Annotated in this window: 2 protein-coding genes; both read left to right on the top strand. The window is 50.0% G+C overall.

The features are described 5' to 3' along the window. The first annotated feature begins 98 nt into the window (after positions 1-98). Complete coding sequence (locus tag AACS90_RS18955; protein ID WP_099121128.1) at positions 99-13,109, top strand: non-ribosomal peptide synthetase; 13,011 nt, start codon at positions 99-101, stop codon at positions 13,107-13,109. A gap of 65 nt (positions 13,110-13,174) precedes the next feature. Then, complete coding sequence (locus tag AACS90_RS18960; RefSeq protein ID WP_099121129.1) at positions 13,175-19,909, top strand: non-ribosomal peptide synthetase; 6,735 nt, start codon at positions 13,175-13,177, stop codon at positions 19,907-19,909. Positions 19,910-19,936 lie beyond the last annotated feature (27 nt).

Consider the following 19,936-nt stretch of genomic DNA (forward strand, 5'->3'; position numbering starts at 1 on the left):
CATGTGAAAAGGATCGTTGTAAGGCACGTTTCAGGGCTGTCTGGTTACACAACTGTTTTAATTCAAAGCAAAAGTTTTTAATTGAAGGAAGATGGCTAATGGTGATTTCAACCGAGTTTGAGCAAATTGCTGCACGTTTCCCGGAAAATATCGCGGTGACACAGGGAAATGAAAGTCTGACCTATCGTATGCTGTCAGAGCACGTGACTAGACTCAGCCAGCCGTTGCATGATCAGGCTGGCAGTCAGTTCGTCATGACATTGATGGAAGAGAGTATTTCTCTGATAACCGCAGCATTAGCCATTATGAAAGCAGGCAAAGTGTTTGTGCCATTATCGCCAAAACTGCCGGAACAACGTCTTGCCACATTGCTGGCTCAATTTCGTGGTGCAACGATTGTGACTTGTCGTCAGTGGTTGCCACTGCTGGAACATTTATCCGAAGGTTATTCTCTGGTGTTGGCAGATGAAGTGCTGGCAGATGACATTCAGGAACAACATTCAATCATTCCGCCTGTCAGAGTAGCTGAAAACGCATTGCCTACCCGGATTCATAACAGTGACACTCAGCATCACAGACTGGCGTATGTCTATTTTACCTCTGGCTCGACCGGGCAGCCCAAAGCCATCTTAGGGCGTGAAGACAGCCTGCTGCATTTTATTCATTGGGAAAGCCGTGAGCTGGGCGTAACGCCTGCTGATAAAGTCAGTCAATTGATCAATCAGATGTTCGATCCTTTCCTGCGGGACATGCTGCTGCCATTGTTGAACGGTGCAACCCTGTGTATTCCTACTGTTCATGATATCCGTTATTCACCGCAGGAATTGCTTGGTTGGATGCGTGAACAGCAAATCAGCATTACACATCTCATTCCTTCCCTGTTTCAGGTTTTACTGGAATGCCCGCAATCTTCTCATGACCTCCGGTCTCTACGCTATGCGGTGTTGTCAGGAGAAATGTTGAAAGGTTCGCTGGTGGATCTGTTTTATCAGCGCCGGTTACCGCAGGCTCAATTAATCAATCTGTATGGAACAACGGAAACCACACTGGCACGAGTCTGTTATCGGGTTACAGAGAAAGACAGACAGCGGTCACTGATCCCTGCCGGTAAGCCCATCGATGATACTGTTATCGCCGTGGTAAATGAGAGGGGAGAAAATGTTCCGGCAGGTATGGAAGGGGAGATCTGGATCAGTACGCCCTATATGAGTGCCGGTTATTTGTCATCGGGAGCTGAAAATAATGCACGTTTTATCACACCGGAACAGGGAGAACTGACGGGCCAGCCGGTTTACCGAACCGGTGATCTGGGGCGCATTGATGAACAGGGGAATTTACTCCTGCTTGGGCGAAATGATTTTCAGATTAAAATCAACGGGCAGCGCCTTGAAACAGCAGAAATTGAGAGCCTGCTTGAACAGCATCCTGCGATACAACAGGCCATTGTGCAGGCATTTGAGCAACCGCAGGGCATCAGGCTAGTGGCCTTTGTCCGTCCGGTTCCTGAGACAACTGTGACAGAGACGGCATTAGAGACTTATCTGTCACCCCATCTGGCAGCGGCCATGCGCCCCGCTGATTATCAGTTTCTGTCACAATTCCCGTTGTTATCCAATGGAAAAATTGATCGTAAGGCATTACAGGCACCGATTATTCGCCAAAGCGCCACTCACCGGCAGAATCCGGTTCCTCCACTAGGCGAACAGGAAATAAAACTGGCGGCTATTTGGCAGTCACTACTGCATGTTGATCCGATTGGACGTGACGATAATTTCTTTGCTCTGGGAGGTAATTCTCTACAGGCAATTCGCATGATTGCTCAGGTACAGGAACAAACGGGGCTGAAGCTGCATTTCAGTGATCTGTTCCGGCAGCCGACACTGGCCCAATGTGCGGCCATGCTGCATGCCAGCGAACAGCCAGAAGAGATAACGGCAGATTTACATACTGCCAGTTATGAGCAGCAGGGCATTTATCTGATTCAACAAGCGGTTTCTGACGTCCCGATTTTCAATATGGCCTATGTTACCGAATGGCAGGGGGCGCTGGATCAGCATCGTTTACAACAAGCCTTTGATGCTTTGTTTGCCCGTTATGATGTGCTGAGAACTGGTTTTGTCATGCAGGAGGGCGAGATTTCCGCCCGGATAGCTGCGACGGTTTCTGCTGATATTCTCTGGCAGGATCTGACCCGATACGGAGCGCAGGCTCCATTGCAGGCAGAAAATATTATCAGTCAGTTTGCTTCCGCCCCCTTTGAATTAGCTCAGTCACCATTATTACGTTTGGCAGGGCTGACACTGAGACCGCACAATCATCTGATTGTACTGGTTTTTCATCATTTGATTGTAGATGAAGAATCAGTCAGACAGCTGTGGGATGAATTACTGGAAAACTACACGCAATTGCAGGCAAGAAAAGAGCTTACTATCCGGTCGTCTCATTATGGTCAGCGGGAACATGTACGTATCCAGCACCAGTGGGTGAACGGAAAAACCGGAATGGCGGCCCGTGAATACTGGCAACAACAACTGGCAGGAACACTGCCGTTACTCCAGCTGCCTTATGATTTTCCCACACCCGCCGCCCGCAGTTATCGGGGACGACGTATACCTTTCAGTCTGCCTTCAGCAGCCCATAAACAGATTGAGACTCTGGCCTATCAGTATGGCGTCACGCCTTATCTGATTTTACAGGCGGGATTTATTGCATTTCTGGCCCGCTATTCACGTCAGAGCGATATTCTGTTGGGAACACCGGTCTCCAATCGTCATTATAGTGAAGAGCAGCAGCCGGTTGGCCTGTTACTCAGCTTATTGGTGATACGTAATCAGGTTGATCTCAGCCAGTCATTCGAACACTTGCTGGAGCAGGTTAAATCGACCTTCATTGATGCGATCGCACATCAGGATCTGCCCCTCAGCCAGTTGTTACTTTTGCTCAAAGAGGATTCAGGACAAAACAGTTCAGGAAAAAACGGAGGTGAAGATAATCATCATCCGGGGGTTTCGCCACTGTTTCAGACTCTGTTTACCTACCAAAACACACCCGTTACCCACAAACGTCTGGGGGCAGCACAGCTTTCTCCGCTACGCCACTGGGATGTGCAAATCGCCAAATATGAGCTGGTACTGGAAATGTGGTGTGAAGACGGAGAATTACAAGGCGTATTTCAATATGCCAGTGACCGTTTCCTGCCGGAAACCATCTCCCGCATGGCGGAAAACTTCTGTTATTTTCTGCCGCAGTTAATGAACCAGCCACAACAGGCTGTAGGGCGTGTAGCCCTGCTCAGCCCCGGCCAGCAACAGCAGCTGACTGAGTGGAACCGGACTGAACGCCCCTTCAGCGATAACATTGCGCTGCATCAGCTTATTGAACGTCAGGTACAACGAGTGCCTGATGCCATTGCCGTTGAATTCGGCCAGCAATTTCTGACTTATGCTGAATTGGATCAGTGTGCAAATCAATTGGCCCGTTTTTTGATTCAGCAAGGTGTCGGGCCTGAAATTTGTGTCGGATTGAGTGTTGAGCGTTCACTGGAACTGGTGATCTGTTTTCTGGCGATCCTGAAAGCGGGTGGGGTATATGTGCCGATTGATCCTGACTACCCGCTGGATCGCAGCCTTCATGTGATTAAAGATGCGGGCCTGCGCTTGTTGATAACACAGGAGCAGTTTGTGTCACGTTATCAGGACGGCAATGTTCCTCTGTTTTGTCTTGAAACGCTGATGCCTCAGTTGTCTGCATTCAGTACTGACAATCCACAGACAGATGTCCGGGCTGAAAATACCGCCTATATCATCTATACCTCCGGCTCGACCGGCAAGCCGAAAGGCGTTCCTGTCCGCCACCGCGGAGTCTGTAATCTGGCAGAAACGGAAGTGGAATTTTTAGCTATACCACCGGATAGCCGGATACTTCAGTTCGCTTCTTTTAGCTTCGACACTTCCGTCTGGGAAATCCTGATGGCGTTCTGTAGCGGCAGCACATTATTAATGGCTTCCCGCCTTGCTATCATGCCCGGCCCTGATCTGCTGGAGCAGCTTATTACGCGGCGAGTGACTCATGTCACTTTACCTGCATCGGCACTGGCTGCACTGCCTGTGGCTGATTTACCGGATTTGCAGGTGCTGATCGTTGCCGGAGAAGCCTGCGGGCTGGATTTGCTGCATAATTGGGGGAAAAACCGGCGTTTTATTAACTCCTATGGCCCGACGGAAGCCACCGTGGGGACGACGAATGCTGAGTTAACGACAGATGATAACCAGATTCATATCGGCCGCCCAATCGCCAACTCACAGGTCTGGATTTTAGACGAATATCAGGCACCATTGCCGATTGGGGTCGCGGGCGAACTCTACATCGGCGGGGTGGGTGTGACGGCAGGTTATCTGAATCGGCCTGACCTGACTGCATCCCATTTTATCCCCGATCCGTTCAGCTCCCGGCCGGATGCCCGCCTTTATCGCACCGGCGATCTGGCCCGTTACAGAGCTGACGGCAATATTGATTATTTGGGGCGTATTGATCAGCAAATAAAAATTCGTGGCTATCGCGTAGAACTTGGCGAAATTGAAAGTGCTCTGCGCCAGTATTCTGCTATTTCTGATGCAGTGGCAATGGTACGGGAAGATTACCTGAATGCCAGTGCAATCGTCGCCTATATACTTCCCAAAGCTGGAACTGAACTTGATCAGGCGCAGATTGAATCGCATCTGAACGGCTTATTGCCGGAATTTATGTGTCCTTCCTGCTATGTGTTTTTGCACGAATTTCCTCGCCTGCCGAATAATAAAGTAGATAGAAAGCGCTTTCCCAAACCCGTCAGGCAGGAAAACGAAATCGTTGCAGAACCTGCCCAGAACGACACAGAACAGGCCATTATGCAGGTCTGGCAGGATTTGCTGGGGCATCAGGCGATTGGACGTAATACCTCATTTTTTGCCGCAGGCGGGCACTCACTGCTGGCCGCTAAAATGGTCGCTATGCTGGCTGATCAGTTCCGGCTGTATTTCAGAGTCAGTGATGTGTTTATCTGCCGTACTCCGATGCGACTGGCAGAAAAAGCCGATTTAACAGCCCGTGTGAATCCTCTGCATCCGGAAACCGTTCATGAAGCTCCGCTGAGTTTCGCCCAGCAACGGATGTGGTTCCTTGATCAGCTATATCCTGATAGTTGCCGTTATCACATTACCAGTATCAAAACGTTTACCCGTGCTGATTCTCTGACTAACACAACCGGAAACCGCGGGGATGCTGAACGGATACAAAACAGCATCATGTCGCTGTTCCGTCGCAATCCATTGCTCAATCTGCGTTTACGGATGGAAGGAACCACGCCACAGCAATACTACAGTGAGCAGTTACCTGATTGCCCGCACGAAATTATCGAAGTACAGAATGAGCAGGAATGGCAGCAGCAGTTACAACTGCGGGCTATGCATATGGCGGAAACGCCCTTTCAGCTGATCGGACAACCGTTGTATCGGCTATTGCTGGTCACGGATGCAAGACAAGGCAGCGCACTGATTGTCTGTTTGCATCATATTCTGGTGGATGAGCAATCACTGGCGCTGCTGGATAATGAGTTACTGTCATTGTATTTGACAGAAGAGTATCTGGCAGAAGAAAAGGCCATTCAACCAGCAACCCCCGATTATATGCAGTTTGCCGCATGGGAACACAGTACAGAAGCCCAGCAAATCTGGCATAGCCAGTTAGATTACTGGCGTCAGGTCTATCATCACCTGCCCCCGGTAGCGACATTCCCTCAACAGCATTCTGAACGGACTGACGATGTAAAAGCGGCTTATCACCGTCTGTCGCTCTCCTGTGAACAAACCGCCAGCCTGCGCAGGCTGGCACAACAGCAGGATACAACACTGTTTACCCTGATGATGGCGGCGTTCCAGATTTTATTACAGCGCTACTGCGGGGAAGGTGACGCAACGGGGGATATTGTCGTTGGGATACCTGTAACGCTGCGTGACAAACCCGAACTGCAATCTGTTATTGGATTATTGCTCAACACGCTGGCTGTACGTCAGAACGTGGATATCAGACTGTCATTTACTGAGTTCCTGCGTAGCAGTGTGCAGACACTGAATCAGGCAATGGCGAACAAAGATGTGCCGTTTGAGCAGGTTGTGGATGCGGTATTACCCGCAGAAAAACGCTCTCTTTCTCCGCTGTTCAGAATCATGTTTGTATTCAATGCACAGCAGCATCATCAGCAATACCGGACTGGCACAATAAACAGTCAGTCGATAAATAACCCGGAAGCTAAATTCGATTTAACGTTGTTTGTTCAGGAGATGTTTGTTCAGGAACTGTCTCAGCCGGAAATGACAGATAGCCTGTTATTAACCGTGGAATATCGTCAGGCGTGCTTTGCACCGGAAATGGTGGCGCAACTGGTGACGCATTATGTCCGTCTGCTGAACAGCCTATGTGATACACCAGAGCAGCCAATTTATCAGTTGCCTATGTTGTCACCACAAGAATATCAGCAGCAGGCGAACGAACTTAATTGCACGGCTCATCCGCTGTTATATCAGATGGTACACCAGCAATTTGAACAACAGGTGAATCTAACACCACAGGCGATTGCCCTGCGGGAACAAGACGAAACCGAATTTGCGTTGAGTTATGAACAGCTCAACCAACATGCTAATCGGCTGGCGAATGATTTACTGAAACAGGGTATTGGTCAGGGATCGCAGGTGGGGATCTTTCTGCCGCGCTCCGCCATGCTGGTTGTGGCGATCCTTGCCGTTCTGAAAACAGGGGCAGCATATGTGCCCGTTGATTGTACTTATCCGGCAGATCGTGCCCGGTTTATGCTGGAAGATGCACAGGTCGCACGGGTGATCACCAACCATGAGCTGGCTGCCAGATTAGCTCTGCCAGCGCAGCAACGCATTTTGTTGAATCCGGAACAGTTTATTTCAGAAGCCGTTACCGATTATCAGGGGAATATTGCTAATCCGGATATTGCGATTTCACCGGAGCAGCCCGCCTATATTCTCTATACATCCGGCTCGACCGGCAGGCCAAAAGGCACGATCATTCCGCATCGTGGGCTGAAAAACTATCTCCAGCATGCCTGCGAATATTATGGAGACAGGAGCAGACAGGGAAATACTCTCCATGCCTCCATCTCCTTTGATGCCACTATTACCAGTCTGTTCCTGCCGTTATTACAGGGGCAAACCCTGTTTATTCTGCCGGAAGGCGATGATATCCCGGCATTAATTCAGGCGTGGCAACAGTTGCCGGATTTAACAATGGCGAAAATCACTCCGGCCCATCTGGAACTGCTGAGCCAGCAGTTATCACCGGAACAGGCAGGGCGAATACCTTTGCTGGTCATTGGCGGAGAAAGTTTGTCAGCCAGTTCCCTGCGCTTCTGGCGACAACATGCACCACAAGTCAGAATTATCAATGAATATGGCCCGACGGAAGCCACAGTGGGCTGTTGTATCTACGACACACTGGCCGGAGATATAAAAGGTGATGGCGCATTGCCGATCGGCCGCCCGATAGCTAATACACAGCTTTACCTGCTGGATGAATGCCAGCAGCTGGTGCCGTTTGGCTCCGTGGGGGAACTGTATATTGGCGGAGAGGGTGTAGGGCTGGGATATTTTAACCGCCCGGATCTGACTGAAAGCCGATTTATCACCTCTCCTTTCTCTTCATCATCACAGAAAAAACTCTATCGGACAGGCGATCTGGCCCGTTATCTGCCGGACGGCAATTTGTTATTTTTGGGCCGCAAAGATCAGCAAATCAAACTGCACGGTTACCGAATTGAACTGGAAGAGATAGAGGCTCAACTTTCAGCCTGTCAGGGTGTGGTTCAGGCAGCAGCAGGGATGAGAGACGTTCACGGTCGTCAGCATCTGGTTGCTTATCTGGTCATGAGCAAACGGGTGGCAGGCCAGACTGTAACAGAGATAGAAAATGTACGGCAAGAACTGAGCCAGCGCTTGCCAGTATATATGTGCCCGACTCAATGGGTCATACAGGAAGTACTGCCACTGACGGCTAATGGCAAAATTGACCGCAGAAGTCTGGCACAGATTGCGTTACCTGAACAACCTGATTGCCCGCATCGTCGGATGCCGGAAACAGCACTGGAAAAACAGCTGACAGAAATCTGGCAACAAGTGTTGGATCAGCAAAACTTGGGCATTGATGATGATTTCTTTGTGCTGGGCGGAGATTCTATTCTTAGCCTGCAAATTGTGTTCAGAGGGCGGGAAATTGGCCTGCGGATCACACCGAAAATGCTGTTTGATTATCCGACTATTGCAGGATTAGCCGCTGTCGTGACACAAGAAGCTACGCAGACAAATAATGCTGATGATAAAGCCGGAAACAATGCTCAGCCCGTACAGGGAGAGTATGCCCTGCTGCCAATTCAGCGCTGGTTCTTTGCCCATCACCATGCTAATCCGCACCATTATAATCAGTCCTATCTGTATGCTCTGGAGCCGGAAACAGATATTTCGCGGCTGGAGCAGGCATTGGCACTGGTGGTTAATCAGCATGATGGACTGCGTTCACGTTTCCCGCTGACAGGCGAGCGGAGTTATGGGCGAATAGCTGAAGCAATCACAATATTGCCGATAGAGCGGTGCCGGATCACCGCAATTCCGGCGAGAAAAGCGCTGTTGAAAGCCGCGGCTGAACGGCAGGCCCAACTGAATATTGAACATGGCCCGCTGCTGACTGCGACTCATTTCATGACCACTGAAGGGGACTATTTGTTGCTGACCGTTCACCATCTGGTCATAGATGGGGTTTCATGGCGTATTCTGACCGAAGATTTAAGCCACTATTACCGGGCACTGCTGGCAGGGGAAAAACCGACCCTGATGACAAAAACGGCCTCTTTGATTAATTGGTCATCCCATCTTATCGATTACGCCCAGTCTGAGCAGGCTCAGGAAGAGTATCGTTTCTGGCAACAAAAACTGAATCAGGCCGTGCCTTCACTGCCCTGCGATCAGGGAGAAAAACCGTTCTCCGGCTTAGTCAGGGAATCAGCTAAATACCGGCTGGCATTAGCGCCTTCTGTTACTACGGATCTGGTTCAGCATACCGGATATGCCTACCGCACCCATGTGGGAGATTTGTTACTGGCAGCACTGGCGGCAACACTACAACAATGGAGTGGTTCCGGATTACTGCATGTGGATATAGAAGGACACGGACGGGAAAGTCTGCATGAAAATGTGGACGTCAGCCGTACCGTTGGCTGGTTTACCGCCATTTATCCTCTGCTACTGGAATTGCCAGCGTTCTGTTCACCGGATCAATTAATTCAACGGGTGAAAGAAGCCGTGCGTCAGGTTCCTTATAGCGGCACCGGATATGGTGCATTACGCTATTCCCAGCCAAATGCCAATCATCAACTGCCTGCAATTCCGAAGGCTGATATCTGCTTCAATTATCTGGGCCAATTTACCCGTACCTTCCATCAGACACCATTACAGGGTGTTGCAGATATGGGGCTGGATGATCGTTATGCTGCGGATAATACCGCTTCATATGCGCTGGCAGTAGATTGCTACATTGATGAGGGGCAATTACAGATAGAGTGGACGTATAACCGTCAGTGTTATCGGGATGAAACTATCAATCAACTGGCGATGGTGATGAAAGAGCAGCTTCTCCTGCTGACAGATCACTGCGTGGCTCAGACCCGGACAACATACACGCCATCTGATTTCCCGCTTGCCAGCCTGAATGCGGAAACCCTGCGCCAGTTGCAGCAACGATATGGCGTAATAGACGATATCTACCCGCTGACTTACACGCAGGAAGGGATGTTATTCCATTCAATGGCAGAGCAGGGCCGCGGTCTGTATCACGAACAACTCTGCTTTACGCTCAGTCAGCATGAAATAGATATTTCCCGCTTAAAGAGAGCATGGCAGCAGGTAACTGATCACTATCCTGTCCTGCGCAGCCGTTTTGAAATGAGACTTGCCAGTCAGCCGTTGCAGATTGTCACGCCCAATCAGGAAGTGGACTGGCGTCAGCATGATTTAAGCTCTTATAGCAGACCGGAAGCTGAGCAACATTATCAGAACCTGTTGGCAGCGGATCTGGCAGAAGAATTTACACCGGAGCAGGGAACGCTGTTCCGCATCACCGTGCTGCAATTGCCGGATGAGGCGATACGCCTTCTGTTCAGCCATCATCATGCCATTCTTGATGGCTGGTCAGTCAGGCTGTTACTGACAGCCGTTGAGTCTATTTACCAGCATACTTCTCGTTACCAGCAGGTTTCCCAGCCTCTGAATAATATCCTGCCACCCGCGCCGGCATTCCGATCATTTATTCGCTGGCAACAAAATAACCGCAGAGCGTGTCAGGAATACTGGCAGGTGCAATTAGCTGATGTTGGCGCAGCCACACCCTTGCCCGCTGCTCATCCGCTCAGGGCAGCCAGCCAGTTGAAACAACGTCATACCTTCCGGTTGTCTGCCGTACTTTCGGAGCGGCTGGCTGAAACAGGCCGTCGTTACCGCTTAACCATCAATACGCTGGTACAGGGGGCATGGGCTTTATTGTTACAGCGTTACAGCCAGCAGGATGAATGTCTGTTCGGTATGACGGTATCCGGCCGACAGGCAGAATTAGCGGGCATTGATAAAATGGTCGGGCTGTTAATCAGCACTCTGCCAGTCCATATTGTTACTCCCCATTATCAGACGACAACAGACTGGCTGAATGCTATTCAACAGCAGCAGCGGGAACATGAAAGATTCAGTGATATCTCGCTGGCTGATCTGAAATCAGCCTGTGAACTGCCGGAGTTTGAGACGTTGCTGGTGTTTGAAAACTACCCGCAACCCAAACAGGCCGATGCCCGGAAAAATCTGTTCCAATTTACTCAGGCGACGGAAAGCACGAATTATCCACTGGTGCTGGTGGCATCATTTTCTGACGGCCTGCATGGTACGCTGGTGTACGACACGGGTTTGTATGATGCCGCTACCGTGGCCCGCCTGACAGGGCATTTTATCCGTCTGTTGGAGCAGTTAATCAATAATATGACGGGAAGGCCGGGCGATATTGCCCTGCTGGACGAACGGGAAAAACGGCAGCTACTGACACAATGGCAGGGGGAAGCATTGCCTGTTTTTGCAGGGAATGTGTATAGCCTGTTTGCCCGTCAGGTTCAGACTTCTCCCCGCCAGACTGCTGTGATTGATGGGCATCAGCAGGTCAGTTATGCCGAATTAGCGCAGAAGGCTGAACAGATCAGCCTGCGTTTGCACCACAACCGTGTTACAGCGGGAGACAGAGTTGCACTTTATTTACCCCGCAGTCTGGATTATATCGCTGCGATGCTGGCTGTCAGCAGGATCGGCGCCTGTTATGTGCCGATTGATACTTCTTATCCCACCGAGCGGGTCACTTATTTATTGTCTGACAGCCAAAGCTGTCTGGTACTGACTTATCAGGCTCTGGCTGCCAGTCTTACACATGATATCGCTGCTCTGGCTCTGGATCAGAAGACAGAGCCGTTACCACCGAGCGCTTTACCTCCGGTCATTGATGACGCCAGTGCACTGGCCTATCTGATTTATACCTCCGGCTCCACAGGCGCACCGAAAGGCGTCATGATTGAACATCACAGCCTGATTAACTATCTGACAGATGCCGCTTTGCGTTATCAGGTGACGGACGGAACTCAGAGCCTGTTCCATTCTTCCGTCAGCTTTGATGCCACCCTGACCAGTCTTTACCTGCCGTTATTACATGGCGGCACCATTACCGTGATTAAGGATGATGCGGATATTGCTGCAATAGCAACGGTATTACAGCAACCGTCATCCAAAGATCGCCATTTATTGAAAATCACGCCGGCTCACCTGGGCGTGCTGTCGGAATATCTGAATGTTACTGCGAGATCTCATGTGCATTCATTGGTGATCGGAGGCGATGCGCTCAATTGTGAAACGGTACAGGCATGGTTGTCGGACGCAGGAGATATTGGCGTATTCAATGAATACGGCCCGACTGAGACTGTCGTCGGCTGCTGTGTCCATCGTGCGGACAAACAGCAGGATTTACAGGGCATGATGCCGATTGGTTTACCTATCGCCAACACTCGTCTGTTTGTCCTGAGTGATGATTTGTCACCTACTCCCTTTGGCATGGCCGGTGAGTTGTATATCGGTGGGTTGGGAGTGGCGCGGGGTTACTGGGCTCGCCCTGAATTAACGGCAGAAAAATTCATCACATTGTCTGTTCCGCTGGAAGATGGAACACAGGAAAGCATACGGGTTTATCGCACGGGAGATCGGGTTTGCGCCTTACCGGACGGAAAACTGCTCTATCTTGGTCGCCGTGATCGGCAAATCAAGCTCCGGGGTTACCGGATAGAACCGGGAGAGATTGAAGCACAACTGATGCAGCACCCATATGTACAGCAAAGTGCATTGCTTACCTATTTCGATAAAGGACGTTCTGGCACAGCATATTCCGGTAAACAGGAAGACATGCAGCTGGTGGCTTGTGTGTCTCTGAAACCTGACTTCCTGAAACCAACAGCAAAAGCCGGTATCTCTTCCGATTTCTTATCAGAAATATCAGGGCAAATACTCGATTTTCTCAGCCGGTATCTGCCAACGCATATGTTGCCACATGTCATTGTACCGATGGATGAAATGCCGCAGACCATCAATGGCAAGATTGATTATCGGGCTTTGCTGGAGCGTTTGCCGGAACATCTGTCCGGATTGCAAAATTCCTCCCATCAGCCACAAGAAGAAAACGCATCGTATTCTCCGCAAACGGCACTGGAAAGCCATCTGCGGGATATCTGGTGTGAAGTGCTACGACAACAACAAATTGGATGTGATCAGAGTTTCTTTGCTCTGGGAGGGCATTCATTACATGCCTTACGTATTGCAGCCCGTATTGAACAGCAACTGGCAGTCAGGCTCTCTCTGGCTGAACTTTTGCAACACCAGACAATTAAGCAACTCGCTCATTTTCTGGATTCTCGTATGACCGGAAAGGTGATCGAAAAGAATACACAGTACAACACGATAAAACGTGTCGTACGCGGACGGAAATAAAAAACACAATAACAATGGAATATACCCGAAACCAGCAAAGTCACGGGTATTTAGCCGGAGGTTTTATGCAGGAAAATACATTTCAGTTTAAAGCATCCCTTGCGCAAAAACGTTTATGGTTGCATGAACAACTCGAACAAAAATCCGCCATTTATCACATCACAACTGCGCTGGTGCTTGAGGGACATTTGGATATACCGGCACTCACACAGGCTATCAGCGATATGGTGGAAAGACACGAGTCTTTTCGCACAGGTTTTGTGTATCAGAATGGCGCACTTTATCAGTGCTGCCATGAATCCGTGTCTTTACCGCTGGTCACGGTTGATTTGTCTATGCTGAGTGAAGAAGAGCAAAAGCAGCGTTTGCAGCGCGACAGTCAGCAACCGTTTGATTTACAGCAGGCTCCGTTATTGCGTTTTACCCTGTATCAGTGTGGAACCGAACACGGGGAAGAGCGTCATTATCTGGTGATGGTGCTGCACCACATTATTTCAGATGGCTGGTCTGCCGGTATTATAAGCCGTGAACTGACAACATGTTATAACGCACGGCGACAGGGCAAATTCCCCGAATTGCCGGAGTTACCCATACAGTACATTGATTATTCAGAATGGCAGCACGATCAGCATGAAAATGCTGAATCAGCTGAATCGATGGTATGGTGGAAAGAAAAACTGTCCGGCATTGAGCCTATCGCGCTGCCTTTTGATTACCCACGCCCCAGCCGCCTGAGCCTGCGCGGAAAAACGCACTGTTTCGCATTATCGCCTGAACTGACACAGGCACTGGATCAACAGGCTCGTCAGCAAAATAAGACCCTGTTCTCCACGCTCTTGAGTGCATTTTACCTGCTGCTTTATCGCTACAGCGGTCAGACTGATTTGGTTGTTGGTTCGCCGGTCTCTGGGCGTGGGCAGCTGGAGCTGGAAGGCATTGTCGGGTTTTTTGTCAATACACTGGTTTACCGGATTGAGCTGGACCCTCATGCTAATTTCACTCAATTACAGACACAGGTTTTTAATACTGTACTTGATGGCTTGTCCCACCAGCAGGTGAGTTTTGAACAACTGGTGGAGGCCATCAATCCCAGACGGGATCTGAGCTATGCCCCGTTGTTTCAGGTCATGTTTGCCTTTGATAGCTCAGACTCTGCCGGATGGCAGTTAGACGGAATAAAAACCACGCCCTTCACGGTTGCAGGGGATTACGCCAAATTCGATCTGACGCTCTCGATGGAAAAAACCTTACAGGCAGACGGCAGAGAACAATTGCAGGGCACATTTGAATACAGCACCGACCTGTTTGATGAAGCAACGATTAAACAGATTGAGGCTAATTTCTGTTTTCTGTTGCAGGAAATAGCCCGGAACGCCCATGCTGCACTGACTGAGTATCAATGTATCAATGAAGCGGAAAAGCAGTGGCTACTGCAAGAATGGCCGCGCAGTCTGAACGCTCATCCGGTGACACAAACGTTACATCAGGCATTTGAGCAACAGGTAATGCGTCGTCCGCAGGCCATTGCACTGAGTACTGACAATGGCAAGACGCTCACTTATGAACAGCTTAATCAGCGGGCCAATCAGCTGGCACACTATATTTTGAAAATCAGGCAGCAAACGGAGAGAACGGCAGAATTGACGCCATTGATCGGCCTTTGTCTGGAACGTGATGAGGAGATGCTGGTTGCTATTCTGGCAGTATTAAAAGCAGGGCTGGCTTATGTACCCATTGATGGCAGTCATGCACCGGAACGGGTTCGTTTCTATGTTGAAGATGCGGGTATTCAGCTGATTATCGGCACTCCCGTATACCGCACTCTGTTTGATCACGAAAAAGTGGATTATCTCTGCATTGATAGCGAAAAAAACTTTATTCAGACTATGCCGCTGGATAACCCTGATATGGACTGTCAGCCTGATGCACTGGCTTATGTAATTTATACCTCCGGTTCTACCGGTATACCGAAAGGCGTGGAAATACCGCACGCCAATGTCATGCGGTTATTCAGTGCCAGTCAACGTCATTTTACCTTTAGCGAAAATGATGTCTGGACACTCTTTCACTCCTGCGCGTTTGATTTCTCGGTATGGGAAATATGGGGGGCATTACTGCACGGCGGACGTCTGAGCATTGTGCCTTATTGGACCAGCCGGACACCGGGCCATTTTTATCAGTGGGTACAACAGGAAAAAGTGACCGTGCTGAACCAGACGCCTTCTGCTTTCCAGCTATTTATGGCGGCTGATGAACAATTGAATAAAGAGCATAAAAGCGGCATCAATTCAGCCCTGTCATTGCGTTATGTGATTCTGGGAGGAGAAGCGCTGGAGCCGGCTAATTTGTTGGGCTGGTTTAAAAAGCATGGCGATGAGCAGCCTGAAATCATCAATATGTATGGCATCACTGAAACGACAGTGCATGTGACCTATCGCAGGATCAGGCAGGCAGATGCCTTGCAGGGGGGAAAAAGCCCGATTGGTGAAGCGCTGGACGATCTGGAGATTTTTTTACTGGATGGACAGGGCAGGTTGTCACCGCTGGGGGCCGTAGGGGAGATTTACGTTGGTGGTGCCGGTGTGGCTCGGGGCTATTTGAATCGACCTGAACTGACGGCCCAGCGTTTTGTCGATAAACGGCAGCTTTTCCCGCAGGCAGAAGCAGGACAGCGGTTATACCGGAGCGGGGATTTGGCACGTTTGCGGCGGGATGGGGCACTGGAATATCTCGGACGTGCTGACCATCAGGTGAAAATCCGGGGCTTTCGCATTGAACTGGGCGAGATTGAAACAGCCCTGAAACGTATTGATGAAATAGAACAGGTGGTCGTGATGGCTTACCAGAACGAAGGTGAGCATACTTCGCATCTGGTGGCGTATATTGTGCCGGCGGGAACACACTCGGCTGAAGCATTGTCTGTCGATATGCTCAGGGCTGAGCTGAAACGTACTCTGCCGGACTACATGCTGCCATCTGCCTTTATTTTCCTTGATGCCCTGCCACTAACCAGTAACGGAAAAATTGATCGCAAAGCCCTGCCCGCACCACAACAGGTACGCCCGCAACTCGCCAGTGAATATCGGGAAGCGCGCAATGAAACCGAACGTGAATTACTGAAGTTATGGCGGGAAACATTGCCGGTATCGCGAATTGGTATCCATGATAATTTCTTTGCGCTGGGAGGCGATTCCCTGCGTGGTGTCCAGCTGACAGGTAAAGCACAGGAGCAAGGTTGGCTGCTGACGCTGGCGGATCTGTTCCAGCACCAGACAGTAGCAGAACTGGCAACCCTGATTGATGAACGTCGCAAAGAGCATCAATTGTCAGCGCAGAGTATTGCACCATTCAGCCTGATATCAGAGAAAGATCGCTTGCATTTACAGGCGCAGGCACAGGAAAGATCGCAAAAAATCGTTGATGCTTACCCGCTCAGCCGGATGCAGGCGGGTATGTTCTACCATATGAATATGTCGCCGGATGCTAACGTATATCATTGTACCGGAACGTCTCATCTGCGTATTAACGGGGCGTTTAATGAGCAGGCATTCAGGGAAGCAACCGCTCAGACCGTGGCAGCCCATGATGTACTACGCACGGCGTTCGATATGGAAAATTACAGTGAGCCTTTGCAACTGGTCTATGACTTTGCTGAATTACCGATTGTTGTAGAAGACTTGCGTCATTTGTCGGAGCAAGAGCAGGATGTGCGGGCAAAAGCATTACTGGAAGCAGAACGGGTGAATCCGTTTGATCTGCTGAATCCGACCCTGCTACGTTTCTTCATTCAGCTGCGTACTGATAACTCCTTCCAGTTTACGATGACCGAATGTCACCCGGTCTTTGATGGCTGGAGTTATAACACCATGATCGTGGAAGTCTTCAACCGTTATGCCACGCTGACAGGGCAGACAAACTGGCAGGCACCGGATAAAAAATCGCTGGAATATCGTGATTTTATTGCGCTGGAGCGGGCTGCCATTGCCGATGAACAACAAAAAAATTACTGGGCACAGAAACTGGATGATTGCACCATCCTTGAATTGCCACGTAAACAGCATACGGAGGGTATTCAGAGTGCTCATCCCCCCGCAACCAGCCCGAAACTGAAATCTGTTTCCCTGACGCTGGATAGTACTGTTTATCAGGGATTACGTCATTTGATGCTGCAACTTGGCGTCCCGCTGAAAAGCGTCCTGCTGGCAGGGCACGTCAAGGTCATCAGTATTTTCAGCGGAGAGAATGACATTCTTACCGGGATCAGCGCGAACGGACGCCCTGAAGCGCAGGGAGGAGAGCATCTGTATGGCCTGTTCCTGAATATTCTCCCATTCCGTCAAATCCTGACCTCCGTTTCCTGGAACGAGTTAATCCGGCAGGTTTTTGCTAACGAAATTGAAGCAATTCCGCACCGTCGTTATCCATTGGCAGAAATTCAGCGCCAGTTCGGTCAGCAGCCATTACTGGATGAGGTGCTGTTTAACTATATTGATTTCCATGTTTACGGCCAGATGGCAGCGGAAGTGGGGCTGGAAGTGGTGGACAGGCTGCATACGCAGGACGTTTACGAAGGCACCCATTTTACACTGGATGTCCATTTTCAGCATCTTACGCTCTCTTCGGCGCTGGCCAGTGATCAAATTTCTATCCAGCTTGATTACGACGAAAATAAAATCAGCCGTGGATTGGTATCAACGATGGCGGAATGCTATATCGCGGTATTTACGGCGATGGTGACAGATCCGCAGGCATTGCATTGTGCCGATCATTTCCTGCCAATGGTACAGCAACAGAAACTGGAAAATTTCAGTCAGGGAGATGCAGGCTATCAGGGGCCAGAAACACTGGCTGGATTATTTGCTGAACAGGTAGCCCAAACACCGTCTGTGCTCGCGGTTGAATTCGGTGAGCGGCGGCTGAGTTACTTGGAGTTACACCAACAGTCCAACCAGTTAGCACATCTGCTGGCAGAAAAAGGGGTGAAACAAGGACAGTATGTGGCGCTATTGCTGGGGCGCAGTGTTGAATTAATCGTTTCGATGCTGGCACTGGTAAAACTCGGCGCGGTTTATCTGCCGCTCAATACCGACGACCCTGATATCCGGCTTATCGAACAGATAGAAGATGCTCAGTGTGATTTGTTAATCATAGATAGGCGAGTGACAGACCGGTGGCTGCCTGACACTATGCCAGATCTTCCGCCGGTTTTATGGCTGGATGAAGAACAGCCGGCTCTGGCACAAATGCCGGTGACCGATCTGCCGGATTACCTGAATTCTCACGCAGAACATCAGGGTGGTCTGCCAGCTTATATCATGTACACCTCTGGCTCTACCGGTAAACCGAAAGGGGTATTGATCGGGCAAAAAGGCATTATTCGTCTGGTTAAAAATGTCAGCTATGTTGATTTCCGCACCTTCAAGCGTTATCTGCAACTGGCTTCCGTCAGTTTTGATGCTTCAACATGGGAAATCTGGGGGCCGTTACTGAATGGCGGCTCAATCGTGATCTTCCCGCAAGGTGTTGTGTCTGTTCTTCTGCTGGAAAAAATCATTAAGGAATCGCAGATAGAAAGCCTGTTCCTGACGGCATCCTTGCTTAACCTGATTGTTGATGAGCGTCCGCAGATATTGCAACCGGTAAAACAATTGGTTTCCGGTGGTGAGGCGATGTCATCATGGCACGCAGCCCGCATTAAGGCGCGTTATCCTGAGCTGCTCTTGATCAACGGTTATGGCCCAACGGAAAATACCACGTTTACCACCAGCTATCGTTACCGGGGAACCGAAGGCCATAGTGTGCCAATCGGCAGACCGAATGAGGGCAATCAGGTTTATATCCTTGATAGCTTCCTCCATCCTGTTCCTGTTGGTACAGCGGGTGAGCTGTACGTTGGCGGTGAGGGTCTGGCGATGGCTTACCTTAATCAGGAAAGCATCTACCAAACCCTGTTTATTGAAAATCCATTTGATAAATCCCTCTCAGCCCGGCTGTATAAAACCGGTGATCGCGGGCGTTTTCTGCCTGACGGTAACATTGAATACCTTGGGCGTATTGATGACCAAAACAAGATCAGAGGCTATCGGGTGGAAACCGGGGAAATTGAAGCCGTCCTGTGTAAACACCTGGATGTGGAACGTGCAGCGGTTCGGGTGATTGAGGAAAACCGGGGTAAACGGATCGCGGCTTATATCGTTCTGCATGTCGGGCAGGCTCTGAATACGATGGAGCTGCGTAATTATCTGGCGGAAAGGCTGCCACGTTACATGATACCGGCCTATTTTCAGGCTCTCTCTTCTCTGCCACTGAATGCAAACGGCAAACTTGATATTGCCCGATTGCCACAGGATATCCCACAACAGGCTGCTTATCATGAACTGAGTAACGTTTCCCCATTAGCGCAGACGCTTCCCGCTGTCGCTGAGGAAAAAAACAATGTACTGACCGATCCTGTCGTGCTTGCCATTCAGCAGGTCTGGGCCGAAGTACTGGATATGGAATCTCCCGGTTGTAATCAAAACTTCTTCGATCTGGGGGGAGATTCCCTGTTGCTGGCCCGTGTTCATCTGAAACTGCATGCGCTGGGTCATACCAGACTCTCCATTATTGATTTGCTGAATTATTCCACAATTCACCAGCTTGCCCGCTTTATCAACGGAGGGCATGAACAGAGTGAAAACGCAGGAACATCAGCGGTCATGAAGAGGATGCAGGGTGCTAAAGAAACCAGTCTGAACAACATTACTGATGGCCGCCAGCGTCTGGCAGAAATGCAGAAAAAAATGCAGCAGAAAAGGTAGCCGGAAGATGAATAGCGGGAATGAGGA

The sequence above is a fragment of the Xenorhabdus sp. KK7.4 genome (assembly GCF_963876465.1).
In the GTDB taxonomy this organism is placed as follows: domain Bacteria; phylum Pseudomonadota; class Gammaproteobacteria; order Enterobacterales; family Enterobacteriaceae; genus Xenorhabdus; species Xenorhabdus stockiae.